This is a genomic window from Rhizobacter sp. Root1221 (assembly GCF_001425785.1).
Classification (GTDB): Bacteria; Pseudomonadota; Gammaproteobacteria; order Burkholderiales; family Burkholderiaceae_C; genus Rhizobacter.
Window position 1 is genome coordinate 385,121 of sequence record NZ_LMDI01000001.1, and the last position, 15,788, is coordinate 400,908.

The window sequence follows — 15,788 nt, forward strand, 5'->3', positions numbered from 1 at the left end:
GATCCCCCCATGAGCTTCGACAAGATCCTGTTCGCGGTTGTCATCGTCCTCGCCCTCACACTGAACTTCGGCTTCGTCGTGGGCGACATCACGGTGATCGCCCACCACAACCGCTACGAACTGTTCGCCTCCCTGGTGGTGAGCCTCATCGCCACGGTGATGAAGTTCGGCGACCGTTCGCAGCTCGGCTCCACCATGCTCGCCACCAGCCTCGTGGCCGACGTGCAGCTCATCGCCGCGGCGCTGTTCTGGACGTATGCCTCGCTCGATGGCTCCGTGATGTCGGTGCACGACACGGTGACCGTGGTGTCGCTGGCCATCGGGGCGCTCGCGGCCAACGTGGTGTCGGTCGTGTTGCTCATCATCGAGACGGCCAGCCTGCGGCGATGATCGGCACCGACGGCCGCGCCCAGCGCGGTGTCTTCATCCTGCTGCGGCGCCTCCGGGTGCCGCTGGTCCTGCTCATCTGCGTGTACGCGGTGGCCATCGTGGGCTTCACGCTGGTCTGGGGCACCACGCCTGATGGCCGCCCGTGGCAGATGACCTTCTTCCACGCCGTCTACTTCGTGAGTTTCCTCGGCACCACGATCGGCCTGGGCGAGATTCCCCACCCGTTCTCCGATGCCCAGCGGTTGTGGGCGCTGCTGTCCATCTACACCACGGTGATGGCCTGGCTCTACGCCATCGGGGCCGTGTTCAGCACGCTGCAGGACCCGCTCTTTCGCCGCATCATCCACGAGACCCGCGCCTCGGGCGGCGTGCGGCGCCTGACCGAGCCGTTCTACCTGCTGTGCGGCTACGACGACTCCGGCACGCTGGTGGCACGCGAGCTGGCCGAGAGCGGCGTGCGGCTGGTGGTGGTGGACCACGACCTCACCCGCGTGGACGCCGTGGAGGTGGACAACCTGCGCCTGCCAGTGCCCGCGCTCCACGGAGACGCCAGCGACCCGCGGGCGCTGACGCTGGCCGGGCTCGCGAACCCGAACTGCGTGGGGGTACTGGCGCTCACCGGGGACGATGGCGTCAACGTCGACGTGGCCCTCGCTGCGCGGTTGCTGAACCCGCGCAGCGTCATCATCTGCGCGGCGCGTTCGCACCAGAAGCAGCCGGAGATGGCGGCGGTGGGCGCCGACCACATCATCAACCCGTTCGACACCTTTGCCGAGCGTCTGACCCTCGCGCTGCAAGCGCCCAGCCTGCACATCATCTACGAGTCGCTCACCATCCAGAGCGCCAACGCGATGGGCACGCCGCGCGCGCTGCCGCTCGGTCGGTGGATCGTCTGCGGCCATGGGCCCTATGGCCGCACGGTGCGGCGCCACCTGGAGCGCATCGGCGTCCAGGTCACCGTGATCGAGCAGGACCCCGACGCCGACCTGCCCGACGGCGCGGTGACCGACTCCCCCGCGCACATGGACACGTGGCGTGCCGCGGGCATCGAGACCGCCGGCGGCGTGGTGGTGTGCGGCCCCGACGACACCGAGAACCTCACCGCCTGCCTTGCTGCCCGCAAGGTCCGCACCGACGTGTTCATGGCCGTGCGCCAGAACGAACGCCGCAACAGCCCCATGTTCCGGGCCGCACCGGTGGACCTGAGCGTGCTCTCCGGCTACGTGGTGGCGGCCGAGGTGCTGCGCATCATCCGGGCGCCGCAGCTGTCGTACTTCATGCGCCTCGCGCGGCAGCAGAAGGAAGAGTGGGCCCACGGCCTGTTGATGGCCATGCGCGAGCACATCGGCGAGGACACGGTCGAGAGCTGGTCGGTGTCCATGGACGCCCACGAGGCGCCGGCGGTGGTCGGCTCGCTGCGGGCCGGCCATGCCGTGACCGTGGGTGACGTGATGAAGGCGCCCGACAACCGGGCGCTCCGCCTGCGCGCCGTGCCCTTGCTGCTGCAGCGGGCACAGGAGAAGGTGCTGCTCCCGTCGGACGACGAACCCCTGGCCGAAGGCGACCGATTGCTGTTGTGCGGCCGGGGCATCGCCACCAACCGCATGCGCTGGACCGTGCGCGACGACACAGTGCTCGCCTACGTGCTCGACGGCATCGACTCGAACCGGCGCGTGCCGTGGCCGCCGTTGCCTGACGCCGCCTGAGCCGCCATGCTTTCGGAGATTCCCGGTTGAACAGCAGCACCGTCCAATGGGCCGCGGCCATCGTGTTTGCCGTGGCGCTGGTGCACACGTTCGCCAGCCGCCAGATCGACCGCCTGGCCCGCCGGTTCCCGCGGCATGCCGGCCTGATCCACCTGCTCGGCGAGGTCGAGGTGGTGTTCGGCTTCTGGGCCATCGTGCTCGTGTTCCTGCTCGCATGGCTGGCCGGTGGCGCCGAGGCCGTGGCCTATGCGGAGTCGCGCCAATACGCCGAGCCGCTGTTCGTGTTCGTCGTCATGGTGGTGGCGGCGTCGCGTCCGGTGCTGGCCGCGGTGATGCAGGCCATGTTCGCGCTGGCGCGTTGCCTGCCGGTGCGGCCGGCCGTGGCCCAGGTGTGGATCGCGCTGTCGCTGGGCCCGCTGCTCGGCTCGCTGATCACCGAGCCGGCGGCGATGACCCTCTCCGCGCTGGCCGCGGCGCCGCTCGCCTTCCACAACGGCATGCCGGAGCGCCTGAAATATGCGGCGCTGGGGGTGTTGTTCGTCAACGTCTCCATCGGCGGCACGCTCACGTCGTACGCCGCCCCCCCGGTGCTGATGGTGGCGGGCATCTGGCAATGGGATTCGCTGTTCATGCTGACCCACTTCGGCTGGAAGTCGGCCATTGCGGTGCTGGTCAACGCCACCGCGGTGACCTGGGCCATGCGGCACCACCTGCCCACCCACGCCACCGATGCCGCGCCGCCCGACCGCGTGCCGTGGCCGGTTGTTCTGGTGCACGTGGTGTTCCTGGCCGCCGTCGTGGCGTTCGCGCACCACCCGGTGATTTTCCTCGGGCTGTTCGCGATGTTCCTCGGTTTCGCCCAGTCGTACGAGCGCTACCAGAGCCCGTTGATCATCAAGGAGGCCGGGCTCGTCGGGTTTTTCCTGGCGGGCCTCGTCGTGCTCGGCGGGCTGCAGTCGTGGTGGTTGCAGCCGCTGGTGTCCGGCCTCTCGCCACTCGGGCTCTTTTTCGGTGCCACGGCCCTCACCGCCATCACCGACAACGCCGCACTCACCTACCTGGGGTCGCTCATCGCGGGCCTGTCCGGGGAATCGAAGTACATGCTGATGGCCGGTGCGGTGGCGGGCGGTGGGCTCACCGTCATCGCCAACGCACCCAATCCGGCCGGGGTGGCACTGCTCAAGCGGGGGTTCCAGGACGAGTCGGTGGGGGCGGGGGCCTTGCTGCTGGGCGCCATCCCGCCCACGCTCGTGGCCATGGCGGCCTTGCTGTTCCTGTGAAAATGGCGCCATGCCGCTGTTCCACATCGCCTTCTACCGGTTCGTTGCACTGACCGACGCCGACGCGTTCGCCGACCACCTCCGCCACCTGACCCGCGACCTCACCGGCAGCGTGCTGGTGGCCGAGGAGGGGATCAACGGCGTGCTGGCCGGACCCGCGCCCGCGCTCGATGCGTTCGAGGCGGCGCTGACGGCGGACGCCCGGTTTGCCGGCATGGTGTTCCGGCGCACCGCGTGCACCACACCGCCTTTTGCCCGCATGAAGGTGCACCGCAAGCCGGAGATCGTGGCCGTGGGGCGGGGAGGTGGCGAGGCGATGGCCGGCACCGCCGTCAGCCCCGAGGCCTGGCGCGACCTGATGGGACGCGACGACGTGGTGGTGCTCGACAACCGCAACGCGTTCGAATACCGCCTGGGCCACTTCAAGGGTGCGGTCGACCCCGGTGTGCACCACTTCCGCGACTTCCCCGAGTACGTCGAGGCGCACGCCGCGCAGTGGAAAGCCGAAGGGCGGCGCGTGGCGATGTACTGCACCGGCGGCATCCGCTGCGACAAGACCAGCGGCTGGATGGCCGGCCTCGGGCTCGACGTGCTGCGGCTCGACGGTGGCATCCTGAACTACTTCGAACGCCTGCCCGACGCGGCCCGCGACTGGGCCGGCGAGTGTTTCGTGTTCGACAACCGCATCGCCCTCGACACCCACCTGCAGGAGACGGGCACGACGCTCGAGGACGTCTACGCCGGCGACCCGGCCGACGCCTGGCGCCTCGCGCGGGCACGACGCCTCGATGCCGCGGGTTGATTCCTCCCGCGTGCTGCCCGCCCGCGATGGCGTGGGGGCAAGCTGCATCGCGCTGCCGCCGGGCCCCTGGCCCACCATTGCCGCGTTCCTGATCGATCGCTTCCCCGCGGTGCCTGCGGCCGACTGGCTCGGGCGCATGGCGTGTGGCGACGTGGTGGACGAGGCGGGCGAACGCGTGGATGCCGATCGCGGCTACCGCGCGCACCTGAAGGTCTACTACTATCGTCACGTGCCGGCCGAACCCCGCGTGCCGTTCGATGACACGGTGCTGTTCCAGGACGACCACATCGTCGTGATCGACAAACCGCACTTCCTGCCCGTCACGCCGGGCGGCCGCTACCTGCAGGAGACGGTGCTGGTCCGGGCCCGGCGGCGCCTGGGGATCGACACGCTGTCGCCGGTGCACCGGCTGGACCGTGAAACGGCCGGGCTCGTGGTGCTGGCCGTGGTGCCCGCGGAGCGGGCGGCGTACCACGCGCTGTTCCGGCACCGCGCGGTCGAGAAGGTGTACGAGGCGGTGGCGGCCGACCGGCGGGAGGTGCCCATGCCGCAGGTGCGCCGCAGCCGCATGGTGGAGTCGGCCGGGTCGTTCATGCAGATGGCCGAGGTGCCGGGTGAACCGAACGCGGAAACCGCCATCGCATGGGTGAGGGCGTGTGGCGATGGCCAGGCGCTGTACCGGCTTCGTCCGCTCACGGGCCGGCGCCACCAGTTGCGGGTGCACATGGCAGCGCTCGGGCTGCCGCTGGTGAACGACCGGATCTACCCGGTGCTGTGGCCCCACGAGGCCGACGGCACCACCCAGGATTTCTCCCGGCCGCTCCAGCTGCTGGCCCGGTCGATCACCTTCACCGACCCGGCGACGGGCCAGCACCGGCATTTCGAAAGCCGCCTTGTGTTGTCGGCTGCGGAACTTGGGCATGATGCGCCCTGCGACAAGGAGGACGCCTCGTGACGTTTGACGTGACCCGCAGGGCCGTGCTGGCCTGCTCCGTACCCTGGCTTCTGCCCGGCTGCGCCACCGCGTTCGGCACCGAAATCGACCTGAACGGGCCGCTCTCGGCACTCCAGGCCCGTGCGGGCGGAAAGCTCGGGGTGTTCGCCCAGAACACCGGCAGTGGCGACTTCATCAGCTTCAACGCCGAGAGCCGGTTTGCGATGTGCTCCACCTTCAAGGTGCTGCTGGCCGCGGCGGTGCTGGCGCGGGTCGACAACGGCGAACTGAGCCTCGACCAGACCGTGGCGTTCAGCCGCCGCGACCTGGTGCCCCACGCGCCAGTCACGTCCCTTCGCGTGGCCGAGGGCCGCATGAGCGTGCGCGACCTGCTTGCCGCCACCCTCGAGGTCAGCGACAACCCGGCCGCCAACCTGCTGCTGCCACTGGTGGGCGGCCCGTCCGGCGTGACCGATTTCGTGCGCGAGACCGGCGACCTCACCACCCGGCTCGACCGCACCGAGCCCGAACTGAATTCGAACCTGCCCGGCGACCTCCGCGACACCACCACGCCGCTCGCGATGGGGCGCACGCTGCGCACGCTGCTGCTCGGCCGGCGGCTGTCGGTGGCGTCGAAGGCCCACCTCAGTGCGTGGATGGTGGCGTCCACCACCGGCAAGCGCCGGCTGCGTGCCGGGCTGCCCGACACCTGGCGCGTGGGCGACAAGACGGGGTCAGGTGCCAACGGCGCGTTCAACGACGTGGCCATCGCGTGGCCTACCGTCGGCGCCCCGTTGATCCTGGCGGTGTACCTGTCCGGGTCCGGCACGCCCACTGACACGCTGGACGCGGTGCATGCGGTGGCGGCGCGCCTGGTGTCCCGGGAACTGGTGCCGTCCGCGGCCTTCGTGGCCTCCTCGCGCGAGTGACGGTGCCGTCGACCGGGTGCGGCCCGGCGCAGGTGTTCGCCGTCGCTCCCCAGCTCGGGTATCCGACTCAAGAGCGCATTCCGCCCTCCGATGCCCCGGCATCTTGCATTTCGCGTTCACGGATTCTCGATGAGTCTCCGAGCCGATCGAATGTGAGCTCGCAGGCAAAGCCCTTGTCGTGGTGAAACGCAAGCACGGCGCCGAGCTGGCCGGACAGGATGTGAACCAGCCTCAAGCCTAGCGTCGGGCTGGACGTCGGGTCGAACGTCTCGGGGGGCCCCACCCCGTCATCGCGGACCGCCAGCATCACGAGCGTTCCCGCATGCGCCGTGAGCGTGACTTCGAGCCGCCCCGCACGCCCGGGCGGGAACGCGTGCTTGAAGCTGTTGGATACCAACTCGTTGAGGATCAGCCCCGCCGGAATGGCGCGCTCGATGTCCAGCTTCAGCGACTGCGCCCGCACGTCAACGGCCACTTCGCCGGCTTGCATGGTGTTCGACGCCACCAGCATCGATACCAGGCTGTGCACATAGTCGGCGAAGTCCACTTGCGCAAGATCCACCGTCTGATAGAGCTTCTCATGAACGAGCGCCATCGACTTGATGCGCGCCTGGCTCTCGTTGAACACTTCCCTGGTCTCGGCCCCTTCGATATAGCTGGCTTGCAGTTGCAGCAGGCTGGAGATGACCTGCATGTTGTTCTTGACGCGATGATGGATCTCCTTGAGCAGCGTCTCCTTCTCTCGAAGCGCCGTCTCGATCCTCGCCTGCTGTTCCTTGCGCTCCGTCACGTCGATCCCGACCGAGAAGAATCCTTTGACCGTGCCGTCGAGGGCGAGGTCCGGAACGAGGCTGGTTTCGATGCAAAGGGCGTGGCGGCCCACCCGCTCCGAGAACTCGAACCTGCGCCCTTCGCCGCCGAGCACCGCTGTCACTTGCGCCATGTAGGCTGGGTCGTTGGCCTGGCTGGCCAGTTCCGCGAGGGTCCGACCGATGATTGCTTCCCGCCTGTGCCCCAGTCGCTCGCAGCAGAGCTCGTTGACGAATCGATATCGCAACTCACGATCGACGTAGGCGATGCGTACCGGCAGGTTGTCGGTGATGCTGCGCAAGAAGGCTTCGGCCCCCTTGATGGCGCGGGTGCTGATCTGCAGCTCGTTGGCCATGTGGTCGAACCCGCGTGCCAGGTCGCCGACCTCGTCGCGCACGCTGCTGTCGCAGCGCACCGAGAAGTCACCGGTGGCTGCGATTGCCGTGACGCCCTGAAGAACACCGATCGGCTTGAGGATCCGGCGTGCCAGCAGCCACGCCGCGCCGGCAAACAGCAGCGCCAGGAGTGCCGGCAGTGTGATCGCCATGACGATCAACCGGCTCTCGATGGCCGCCCGCGATGCGGCGACCTGGGCTTCCCACTGGTAGGCGTCCTGCGCGATGGCCTGCGTCTCCGACAGGAGGCGGTCGATGAACAACTCGCGCCGTTTCACCTTCAACGCGTCTGCGGTATCGGCAGGCGAAAGCGCGACCAGCGCATCGAACAAGACGGGCAAGGCCTTCGCTTCGTCCAGGAGGTCGGGCGCCGCGTGACGCTGATCGGTGGTCACGCTCGCCTCATGCGTCAAGGCATCATTCAGCGACGCGAAGCGCTTGCGCCACTGCTGAACGGCGCGTTCCTCGGCGTGCAGCACGTACTCTTGCGTCAGCGCCAGGATCGCCGAGACCTCACGTGCGACGAATTGCGCGCGACGCTGCTCACTGGCGAGGGCGTTGACCTTTGTCGCGGTGAGGGCGAACGCGGCCAGCGCGGCGACGCCGAGCACCGCCGCCAAACCAACCAGTCCCGCGAACAGTTGACGCAGCTTCACGGAGCGCCGTCAGCGGGCGATGGCCGTGTTGCCGGGCTTGACTGCGCGCAACGGACCCTCGTGGATGAAATGCAGGTAGTTCGGCAGACGGCCGTGCGCATGGCCGCCTCGCACCGCCCAGCGTGCCTCGCCTTCGAGCGTGCTGATCAACGATTGATCCAGCCAGAGTCCGAAGATCAGGTCCGGCCACATCCATTCGATGGCGGCGTCGTCCAGGCCGAGCTTGGACTTCAGGAGCATCTTGGCCCGTGCGGGGTCGCTTTGAATTGACCGAACGGCGCGGTCCAGTGCGCGCAGCACGCCGTCCAGTTGGTGCTCCTCGTCGCCGAGAATGCCTCGGGTAGCCACGACGTTCCACGACAGGGTGTAGATGCGCTTCGTAGGCAGGACCACAGCATCTGAGCCCAATGCGCGCACCGCGTTGAAGGCATACGGCTCGAAAGCCGAAATCGCGTCGACTTCGTTGGACTGGAGCTTGGCAGACCAGTCTTCGGGCTGCAGGTTCGAGACTTTCATGCTGGCGGGGTCGATGCCGGCCAGCAGCGCCGCCGAGTCGAGGAAGTAGTGCGCCGAAGTGCTCATCGCGGTGCCTACCCTGCGGCCGGAAAGATCTGCCGCCGAACGAATCTTGTCGCCTTTTCGCACAATGATCTTGGCATCGTTGCGGTTCGCGGCGAGAGTGGCAAGAATCGCAAAGCGGTCCGTTGTGAAGCTCGCGAGGACGATCGGCAAATCCGCTACCGTGCAGAGCGCCGCCTTGCCGTTCAGCAGTTCGCTCAGGCACGCCTTTCCGAACGCGCAGTCGACGATTCGCACGGAAACCTTCTCGGCCGCGAAGTAGCCCTCTGCCTCGGCCACGTAGATGGGCAGGCTCATCGGCGTGCGGGCCACCGCGAAGGTCAACTGCCCAGCCGCCCATGCAAACGTCAGGGGCAGCAGCATCAGCAGCAAGCCCAAGAGCCACCGGGTAGGGGTCGAAGCAGTCATTGGAGGTTTCCCGGGTACCACGACCGATAGTTGATCACGAATCGGAACGCTCATGGACAATGTCAATGCGACATTCGATGATTCGCACACCTGTATGACGTCAACCACCGCCCACCGCGTAGCAGCGCTCGGCAACCGCGGGCGCGGCGCCTGCCGGCTGGCAGGCGTGGCGGTTCTGGCGGTATGGCTGCATGTCAGTACCTGGGCTGCTGAGCCGCTCACGCTTGCCGTGTCCCACGGCCCGGTGTCGCTGACGGTCTGGGTCGCCGAGACCAATGGCTACTTCGAGCGGGAAGGCCTGATCGTTCGCGTCCGCGATTGCACAAGCGGGCGCTCCTGCGTCGAGATGCTCGACGCAGGAGCCGACCTCGCCACGGCCGCAGAACTGGTCGTCACCTTGGGCAGCTTCAGCCGTGCAGATCTCGCAATCATCGCGACGATCAGTGCGTCGTCGCATCAGATCAAACTGATCGCGCGCCGCAGCGCGGGCGTCACGGCGCCCGGTCAGCTGCGTGGAAAGCGCGTTGGCACCGTCTTGGGAACGTCGGCCGAATTTTTCCTGGACAGCTGGCTCTTGTTTCATGGCCTCTCTGCGGGTGACATCAGCCTGGTTGCGCTCGGTCCCGACCAGTTGGCCGGAGCGCTCGCCCGCGGCGAGGTCGATGCCATTGCCATCTGGGAACCGCATGCTGCGACGGCCCTCAAGTCGCTGGGTACCGACGGTCTGAGCATGCCGAATCCGCGCGTCTACACGCAGTTTTTCAGTCTCGTGACAACACGCGGCGCGATCGCCAAGCGCTCGGATGAGATGCAAAGGCTCTTGCGCGCGCTGTTGCGTTCCCAGCAGTTCATCGCCGACGAGCCGTCGAGGGCCCGCGAGATTCTCGTGAACCGCCTGGGAATGGAACCTGGGGCCGCCGATGCCCAGTTCAGGGAACACGACTTCCGGATCCGGCTCGACCAGGCGCTCATTGGCGCGATGGGCCGCCAGGCCCGCTGGGCGGTGCGCGAAGGCCACGTCAAGCCCGAGGGAAAAATACCGAATCCGCTGGATCTCGTCGAACCGTCACTGCTGCGACAAGGGGCGCCCGGCGCCATCACGCTGGTGCGCTGAGCGCCGGGACGGTTGGCCCTCAGCCTCTACTTGATGCTCGGGAACTTCACGAACCCAACCAATCCCGCTCGATCTGCGTCATCAGCTCGCAGAGGTCGACAAGGGACGAGGGTTTGCGCAGGTAGGCGTTTGCACCCAGCCGAAGCGCTTCGCGCACGTCCGACTCCTCGTCGGACGAGCTCAGGATGACGACCGGAAGGCTTTGCGTGCGTGCATTCGAGCGTAGCCGCGCAAGCACCTCGAAGCCCGTCAACCTCGGGAGGTGCAGGTCGAGCAGCACCAGCTTGGGCAAGCCCCGCGTGTCGTCGCCCGTGGAACCATCGCCCAGCAGATACGCCACGGCTTCAACACCGTCGCGGGCGACGTGGAGAGTCGATGTGGCCGCGTTGAACTCGCGGGCGTACCTCACCAGTTCCACATCCAGGGGGTTGTCTTCAACCAGCAGGATGTCGGGTGATCCGTTGTTCATGGCGGAGGGCTGGGAAGGCTGAAGAAGAAGACGCAGCCGGCTTCCGGCAAGGGTTCGGCCCAGAGGTGTCCATTCATGCGTTCGATGATGCGTCGTGCCTTCGCCAGGCCGGCCCCTGTTCCTTCGTACGCTTCTGGCAGGTTGAGCTGGTTGAACAGCCCGAACAACTTGTCGGAGTAGGGCGCGTCGAAGCCAATGCCGTTGTCGCGAACAAAGTAGACCTGTTTCCCTGGCGGGGATTCTCTCAAGGGGAGGGCGCCGATGGTGATGACGTTCGGCCGGCCGGCCTGGGCGAACTTGATCGAGTTGGAAATCAGCTCGGTGAGGAGCCGCTTGAGCAGCGTGGGGTCAGCCCATCCCGCCGGAAGGTTTTCGACCTCGACTTGCATCAGCGGACCGCGTGCCTCAACAGGAATCTTCTCGGCGAACACTTCACGTGCGAGCGCGGCGATGTCGACGCGTTGGCAATTCACGGGTTGCTGGCGGAGCTCGAGGAAGGACAGCAAGTCGTCGACGAGCCGTTCGGCCCGGCACGCACTGCTCCTGATGACTTGTGGAATTCGCTTGGCCGAGTCCGGGAGGCTCGCGGCATGCTGAGTCGTCAGCAGATACGAAAAACCCTCCATTGCGCGCAGCGGGGAGCGCAGATGGTGCGCTACGGCATGGACGATGGTTTCGATCTCGGCGAGTGCGTCTTCCAACGCCGCGGTGCGTTCGCGGACACGTTGTTCGAGGCTTGCGTTGAGGCGGCGAATCTCAAGGTCGGCGGCTGCGATTTGGCGTTCGGCTTCATGCCTGGTCAGCGCCACCTCGATCGTGATCTGCAACTCACGTTCCTGAAACGGTTTGAGCAAATAGCCGTAGGGTGCCGTGACCTTGGCGCGATTGAGCGTGGAAACGTCGGAGTGCGCGGTCAGGTAGATCACGGCCACGTCCAGTTCGGTGCGGAGGACGTGCGCGGTCTCGATGCCGTCCATCGCGCCTTGGAGCCGGATGTCCATGAGCGCCAAGTCTGGCCGATGCTGGCGCGCGAGCTTGAGGGCTTGTTCGCCCGACGCGGCGATGCCGCAAACAGCGTGGCCGCTGCGCTCCAGCCGCATCTGGAGATCGGCCGCCACCACGGCTTCGTCCTCCACGATCAGGAGGGAGACTGGTTTCATGGGTACAGCGCCAGGTACATACAAACGACCTTGCAGTCGGCCGGCACTCGGTCTCCCATCGAATGTCCGGCCAGCCTACCGGTTCATAGTAGAACATTCCGGCAGCGCCTCCAAGAGTGGGTACGAGTAGGGGAGCGTCCCCGGTATCGGAGAGGTTCGGCTTCAAGAGGCGGGCTGCGAATGCGGCCTGAGCGGCAGGAAAACCGAGGTCAGAAAGTCTTTGTGGCCAAGGCACTTGGCTCACTTTCTGGAGGGAACTTCCTGAATCTCGGCCAATGCTCGGGGAGCCCCATCGGGGTGCGCCGCCGGCAGGTAACATCCGCGCCCTATGAGCACCCCGCCCACCGACCCCAAGTTCCCACCCGCCGAGCGGCCGGTCCGCCCCCGGCGCGCCACCGTGAATGACGTTGCCCGCATCGCCGGGGTGTCGGCAATGACCGTCTCGCGCGCGGTGAACAAGCCGGACCAGGTGCCGGCGGCCACGCTCGAGAAGGTGCGCAAGGCCATCGCGGCCACCGGCTACGTGCCCAACCTGCTGGCGGGCGGGCTGCGGTCCAACAAGAGCCGGCTCGTTGCCGCGGTGATCCCCACGCTGTCCGGCCCGGTGTTCCTGGAGACGGTCGAGTCGCTCACCGCGGCCCTGGCCGCGAAGGGCTACCAGCTGATGCTGGGCCAGAGCGGCTACAAGGAATCCCGCGAGGACGACCTGCTGGACGCCATCATCGGCCGCCGCCCCGACGGCATCGTGCTCACCGGCATCAGCCACACGGACGAAGGGCGCCAGCGGCTGCTGGCCTCGGGCATTCCCATCGTCGAGACCTGGGACCTGACGCCGGACCCGCTCGACATGCTGGTGGGTTTCTCACACGTGGACGTGGGCCGCGCGGTGTGCCAGTTCCTGCATGACCACGGGCGGCGCCGCATCGCGCTGATCGGCGGCGACGACGAACGTTCGCACCGCCGCAACGCCGCATTCGTGCAGCGCGCGCTCGAACTCGGGCATGCCGAGCCCATCGTGCACCTGGTGCCTGCGCCCACCACGCTGGCCAGCGGCCGCCGTGGCCTGCGCACCCTGCTCGAACAAGACCCCGCCACGGACGCCATCTTCTGCAGCTCGGACCTGCTGGCGCTCGGGGTGCTGATCGAGGCCCAGTCGCAAGGCATCGACGTGCCCGGGCGCCTGGGGGTGATGGGGTTCGGTGACCTGTCCATGTCAGGCGACCTGCACCCGGCGCTCACCACCGTGCGGGTGGACGGCTCGCGCATCGGGCAGCAGGCCGCGCAGTTCATCGTGGACCGGGCCGAGGGCCGGGACGTGGCCACCCGCGTCGTCGACATCGGGTTCTCGATCGTCGAACGCGACTCGGTGTGACCCCACCGCCGGGCAGCGGCCCAGTGTCTCTCAGCCCGGCGGGAAGCGCGTGGACCGCTTGGCCAGCAGGTTCGACACACCCTTGAGGAACGGGGCGAAGTCGATCGGCTTGGTCCAGTACGCCGTGGCACCGGCTGCCCGGGCGGCATCCACCTCCTCGGGCATGGCGCTGGCCGACAGCGACACCACCGGGATGGTGGCGGTGAGCGGTTCCGTGCGCAGTGCGGCCAGTACCTCGATGCCGTGCAGGTCGGGCAGGCGCATGTCGAGCAGCACGAGGTCGGGCGCACTCTGGCGTGCCATCGCGATGCCGGTGCGCCCGTCGGCGGCCAGCAGCAGGCGCACGCCGGGCCACTGCGCGAGCAGTTCCTGCACAATCAGGGTGTTGGCGGCGTTGTCCTCGATGTAGAGCACGGTGCCCGACGGTTCCCCGTGGCGCTGCGGGGGGTGGAGGCCGGAGGAGAATGCCGCGAGCGGTACCGAACGTGAGATGGCGCCCCTGAGCGTCACCGTCACCCGGGTGCCACGCCCTGGCGCGCTGTCGACCAGCATGTCCCCGCCCAGCAGCCGGACGAGCTGGCGCGAGAGTGCCATGCCGATGCCCATGCCGGCCACCGGTCCGCGCTCGCGGCCGAGGCGGTTGAAGGGCTCGTACAGCTGGCCCAACTGGTCGGCGCTCATGCCGAGGCCGTTGTCGTTCACGTCGATCTCGAGCGTGTCACCTTGTGTGCGCGCAGCGATGCGCACGTGGCCGCCGGCCCGGTTGTACTTGATGCCGTTCGACACGAGGTTCAGCAGCACCTGGCGCAGGCGGACCGGGTCGGTGCGCAGCGCGATGGCCGGGGCGGGCCCGGCGCTTTCCAGGCGGATGTGTTCCGCCTCGGCATTCGGGGCGCTCAGTTTCAGCACGTCCTCGATGAGCCCGGCGACGTCCACGGTCTCCAGGTTGATGGCCAGCCGGCCGGATTCGATCTGCGAGACGTCGAGCACGTCGTCGATCAGCGACCGCAGCTGGACACCGGCGAGGTGGATCAGCCCGAGGTGGTGGCGCTGGGTGTCGTCGAGCCGGCTGCCTGTTTCGAGCTGCAGCAACTGCGAGAAGCCGAGCACGGCGTTCAGTGGCGTGCGCAGTTCGTGGCTCATGTGGGCCAGGAATTCCGTCTTGGCCTGGTTGGCCGCCTCGGCGCGGGCGCTGGCCTGGCGGGCGAGTTCCGCCTCGTGCCGCTCCGTCACGTCCTCGCCGATGCTGGTGATGCCGATCAGGTCACCGCCCGCCGACCGCAGCGGTGCGTTGGACCAGCGGATGCGCCGCTTGCGGCCGTCGCGGGTGACGATGATGCCGTCCTGGCGCGGGGGCACCGGGAACTCGCGGGCGGCCATGGTGCGAAGCCCGGCGAAGATGTCGGTGGAGTCGGGCGGCAGCACGAGGCGGGTCCAGTCGCCGTTGAGCAGTTCGCCGGAGGACCAGCCCGTGAGGCGCGACAGCGCATCGTTGGCATACAGCAGCCGGCCGTCCAGCGCCACGTTGATGGCCAGCAGGTCCACCCCGTCGAGCATGGCGGCGTAGCGACGTTCGGATTCCACGAGCCGCGCTTCGCTGGCCTCGCGGGCATCGATCATGGCGTTGAACTCGCGGGCCAGCGTGCGGAACTCGCCCGGCAGGCGCTCATCGGCGCGTGTGCCGCGGGCACCCGACGCCCAGTCCTTGGCCGTGCGGCCCAGGCTTTGCAGCGGGCGGGCCAACGCGCGGGCCAGCAGGAATGTCAGCACGGTGGCCAGCAAGATCGTGAGGCCGGCCACCACGTACCCCTGCATCCGCGCGGCGCGGGGGCTCGCGAACACGTAGTCGGTGGGCACGCCGGCGGCGAGGCGCAGCCCGTGCACGCCCACCGGCACCGTGGCGTAGACGCGGGTGACACCGTCCGCACCGGCCACCACCACCACCCCGTGGGGGCTTTCCTTGCGGATGGCCTGCACGCTGCGCGGGGTGGGTTGTCCGATCCAGCGGTTGGGGTCCGGGAAGCGGGACAGCACGATGTCGTGTTCATCCACCACCGTGACACTGCCACCGGGCGGCAGCCCCTGGGACAGCTGCAGGTCCGCGAAGCGGACGAGCTGGATCGTGGCGGCCACGAGGCCCACCCGTTTGCCGCTCGCATCCCGCAACGGCACGCTGACGGCGCTGACCGGCGCCTTGGCGATGGGGCCGGGGAACGGCCGTCCGAGGGACGGGCCGTCCGCCGCCGCCGCGGCCATGAACCACGGCTGGCCGGCAAACGTGACGGCCGGCTGGTCACGGGCGGGCGGCACCGCGGCGCACACCAGGGCGCCGTCGGCCGCGATCACGAGCAGGTTGGCGTAGAGCGGGTCGGTGGTGGCCATGCCACCCAGCACGTCGGCGCAGCGCTGCGGGTCGAGCGTGGCCAGGTCGGCCCGGGCGGCCAGCACGTCCACCAGCTTCTTGGTGCGGTGCAGCAGCGCCTCGACGCCCTTGGCCTGCTCCGTCGCCCGCTCGGAGACGGAACGGTATGCCAGCGCCTCGGCGCGTTCGTTCTGCTGGTAGAGCGTGTAGCCATGCAGGGCGACGAGCGGGGCCAGCAGCGCCACCGCAGCCGCCAGCAGGCGGCCGAAGAAATATCCGGATCGAAGCATTTCTTCATTATCCGTACAACCGCTGCCGTCCGGCACCGCCTGTCCCGGGCATGTGACGAAATCCGAATTTCCTTGCTGGCTGCCGGGGCGGTGTCCACAATCAACGGACCGCTGCCCCGGCCTTCTGGAGAC

General features: G+C 68.2%; 13 protein-coding genes. 8 read left to right on the forward strand and 5 right to left on the reverse strand.

What is annotated here, in order from left to right; genetic code table 11:
- The first annotated feature begins 9 nt into the window (after positions 1–9).
- From ASC87_RS01595 to bla, 6 genes are read left to right on the forward strand one after another with little or no spacing between them, the layout of a single operon-like run.
- Positions 10–390, forward strand: coding sequence for a DUF6394 family protein (locus tag ASC87_RS01595; RefSeq protein ID WP_056655530.1), 381 nt, complete (start codon positions 10–12; stop codon positions 388–390).
- Positions 387–2,096, forward strand: a complete 1,710-nt coding sequence (locus tag ASC87_RS01600) for a TrkA family potassium uptake protein (protein WP_056655533.1) — start codon at positions 387–389, stop codon at positions 2,094–2,096. Before ASC87_RS01595 ends, ASC87_RS01600 begins: the two co-directional genes overlap by 4 nt.
- Before the next feature lie 26 nt (positions 2,097–2,122).
- Complete coding sequence (locus tag ASC87_RS01605; RefSeq protein ID WP_056655536.1) at positions 2,123–3,376, forward strand: putative Na+/H+ antiporter; 1,254 nt, start codon at positions 2,123–2,125, stop codon at positions 3,374–3,376.
- Positions 3,377–3,386: 10 nt separating this feature from the next.
- A complete protein-coding gene (locus ASC87_RS01610; RefSeq protein WP_056655540.1) occupies positions 3,387–4,178 on the forward strand; it encodes a rhodanese-like domain-containing protein in 792 nt (263 codons plus the stop codon).
- 10 nt (positions 4,179–4,188) lie between these two features.
- Positions 4,189–5,133, forward strand: coding sequence for a pseudouridine synthase (locus ASC87_RS01615; RefSeq protein ID WP_369820723.1), 945 nt, complete (start codon positions 4,189–4,191; stop codon positions 5,131–5,133).
- Complete coding sequence (bla, locus tag ASC87_RS01620) at positions 5,130–6,041, forward strand: class A beta-lactamase (protein ID WP_162255116.1); 912 nt, start codon at positions 5,130–5,132, stop codon at positions 6,039–6,041. The genes ASC87_RS01615 and bla overlap by 4 nt, the downstream gene beginning before the upstream one ends.
- Before the next feature lie 67 nt (positions 6,042–6,108).
- Here bla and ASC87_RS01625 read toward each other — a convergent pair whose 3' ends face one another.
- Complete coding sequence (locus tag ASC87_RS01625) at positions 6,109–7,902, reverse strand: sensor histidine kinase (protein WP_056655549.1); 1,794 nt, start codon at positions 7,900–7,902, stop codon at positions 6,109–6,111.
- Between the two features lie 9 nt (positions 7,903–7,911).
- Positions 7,912–8,844, reverse strand: coding sequence for an ABC transporter substrate-binding protein (locus tag ASC87_RS01630; protein ID WP_235582013.1), 933 nt, complete (start codon positions 8,842–8,844; stop codon positions 7,912–7,914).
- 97 nt (positions 8,845–8,941) lie between these two features.
- Between ASC87_RS01630 and ASC87_RS01635 the strand changes: the two genes are divergently transcribed.
- Positions 8,942–10,003, forward strand: a complete 1,062-nt coding sequence (locus ASC87_RS01635) for an ABC transporter substrate-binding protein (protein ID WP_082568292.1) — start codon at positions 8,942–8,944, stop codon at positions 10,001–10,003.
- 46 nt (positions 10,004–10,049) lie between these two features.
- On the opposite strand, the gene ASC87_RS01640 is transcribed toward ASC87_RS01635, so the two are convergent.
- Positions 10,050–10,472, reverse strand: coding sequence for a response regulator (locus ASC87_RS01640; protein WP_056655558.1), 423 nt, complete (start codon positions 10,470–10,472; stop codon positions 10,050–10,052).
- The gene (locus ASC87_RS01645; protein ID WP_082568293.1) at positions 10,469–11,632 is read right to left on the reverse strand and encodes a response regulator; all 1,164 of its coding nucleotides are present in this window, start codon (positions 11,630–11,632) and stop codon (positions 10,469–10,471) included. Before ASC87_RS01645 ends, ASC87_RS01640 begins: the two co-directional genes overlap by 4 nt.
- A 328-nt stretch (positions 11,633–11,960) precedes the next feature.
- Here ASC87_RS01645 and ASC87_RS01650 point away from each other — a divergent pair, with 328 nt between their 5' ends.
- The gene (locus ASC87_RS01650; protein ID WP_056655564.1) at positions 11,961–13,004 is read left to right on the forward strand and encodes a LacI family DNA-binding transcriptional regulator; all 1,044 of its coding nucleotides are present in this window, start codon (positions 11,961–11,963) and stop codon (positions 13,002–13,004) included.
- 30 nt (positions 13,005–13,034) lie between these two features.
- On the opposite strand, the gene ASC87_RS31470 is transcribed toward ASC87_RS01650, so the two are convergent.
- Positions 13,035–15,656 carry an ATP-binding protein gene (locus tag ASC87_RS31470; RefSeq protein ID WP_056655567.1) on the reverse strand — a complete coding sequence of 874 codons (2,622 nt, stop codon included), beginning with the start codon at positions 15,654–15,656 and terminating at the stop codon, positions 13,035–13,037.
- Positions 15,657–15,788 lie beyond the last annotated feature (132 nt).

Coding starts and splice junctions, on each gene's coding strand:
- ASC87_RS01595 (WP_056655530.1), top strand. CDS start 10: ATGAGCTTCGACAAGATCCTGTTCGCGGTTGTCATCGTCCTCGCCCTC.
- ASC87_RS01600 (WP_056655533.1), top strand. CDS start 387: ATGATCGGCACCGACGGCCGCGCCCAGCGCGGTGTCTTCATCCTGCTG.
- ASC87_RS01610 (WP_056655540.1), top strand. CDS start 3,387: ATGCCGCTGTTCCACATCGCCTTCTACCGGTTCGTTGCACTGACCGAC.
- ASC87_RS01630 (WP_235582013.1), bottom strand. CDS start 8,844: ATGCTGCTGCCCCTGACGTTTGCATGGGCGGCTGGGCAGTTGACCTTC.
- ASC87_RS01635 (WP_082568292.1), top strand. CDS start 8,942: ATGGACAATGTCAATGCGACATTCGATGATTCGCACACCTGTATGACG.
- ASC87_RS01640 (WP_056655558.1), bottom strand. CDS start 10,472: ATGAACAACGGATCACCCGACATCCTGCTGGTTGAAGACAACCCCCTG.
- ASC87_RS01645 (WP_082568293.1), bottom strand. CDS start 11,632: ATGAAACCAGTCTCCCTCCTGATCGTGGAGGACGAAGCCGTGGTGGCG.
- ASC87_RS01650 (WP_056655564.1), top strand. CDS start 11,961: ATGAGCACCCCGCCCACCGACCCCAAGTTCCCACCCGCCGAGCGGCCG.
- ASC87_RS31470 (WP_056655567.1), bottom strand. CDS start 15,656: ATGCTTCGATCCGGATATTTCTTCGGCCGCCTGCTGGCGGCTGCGGTG.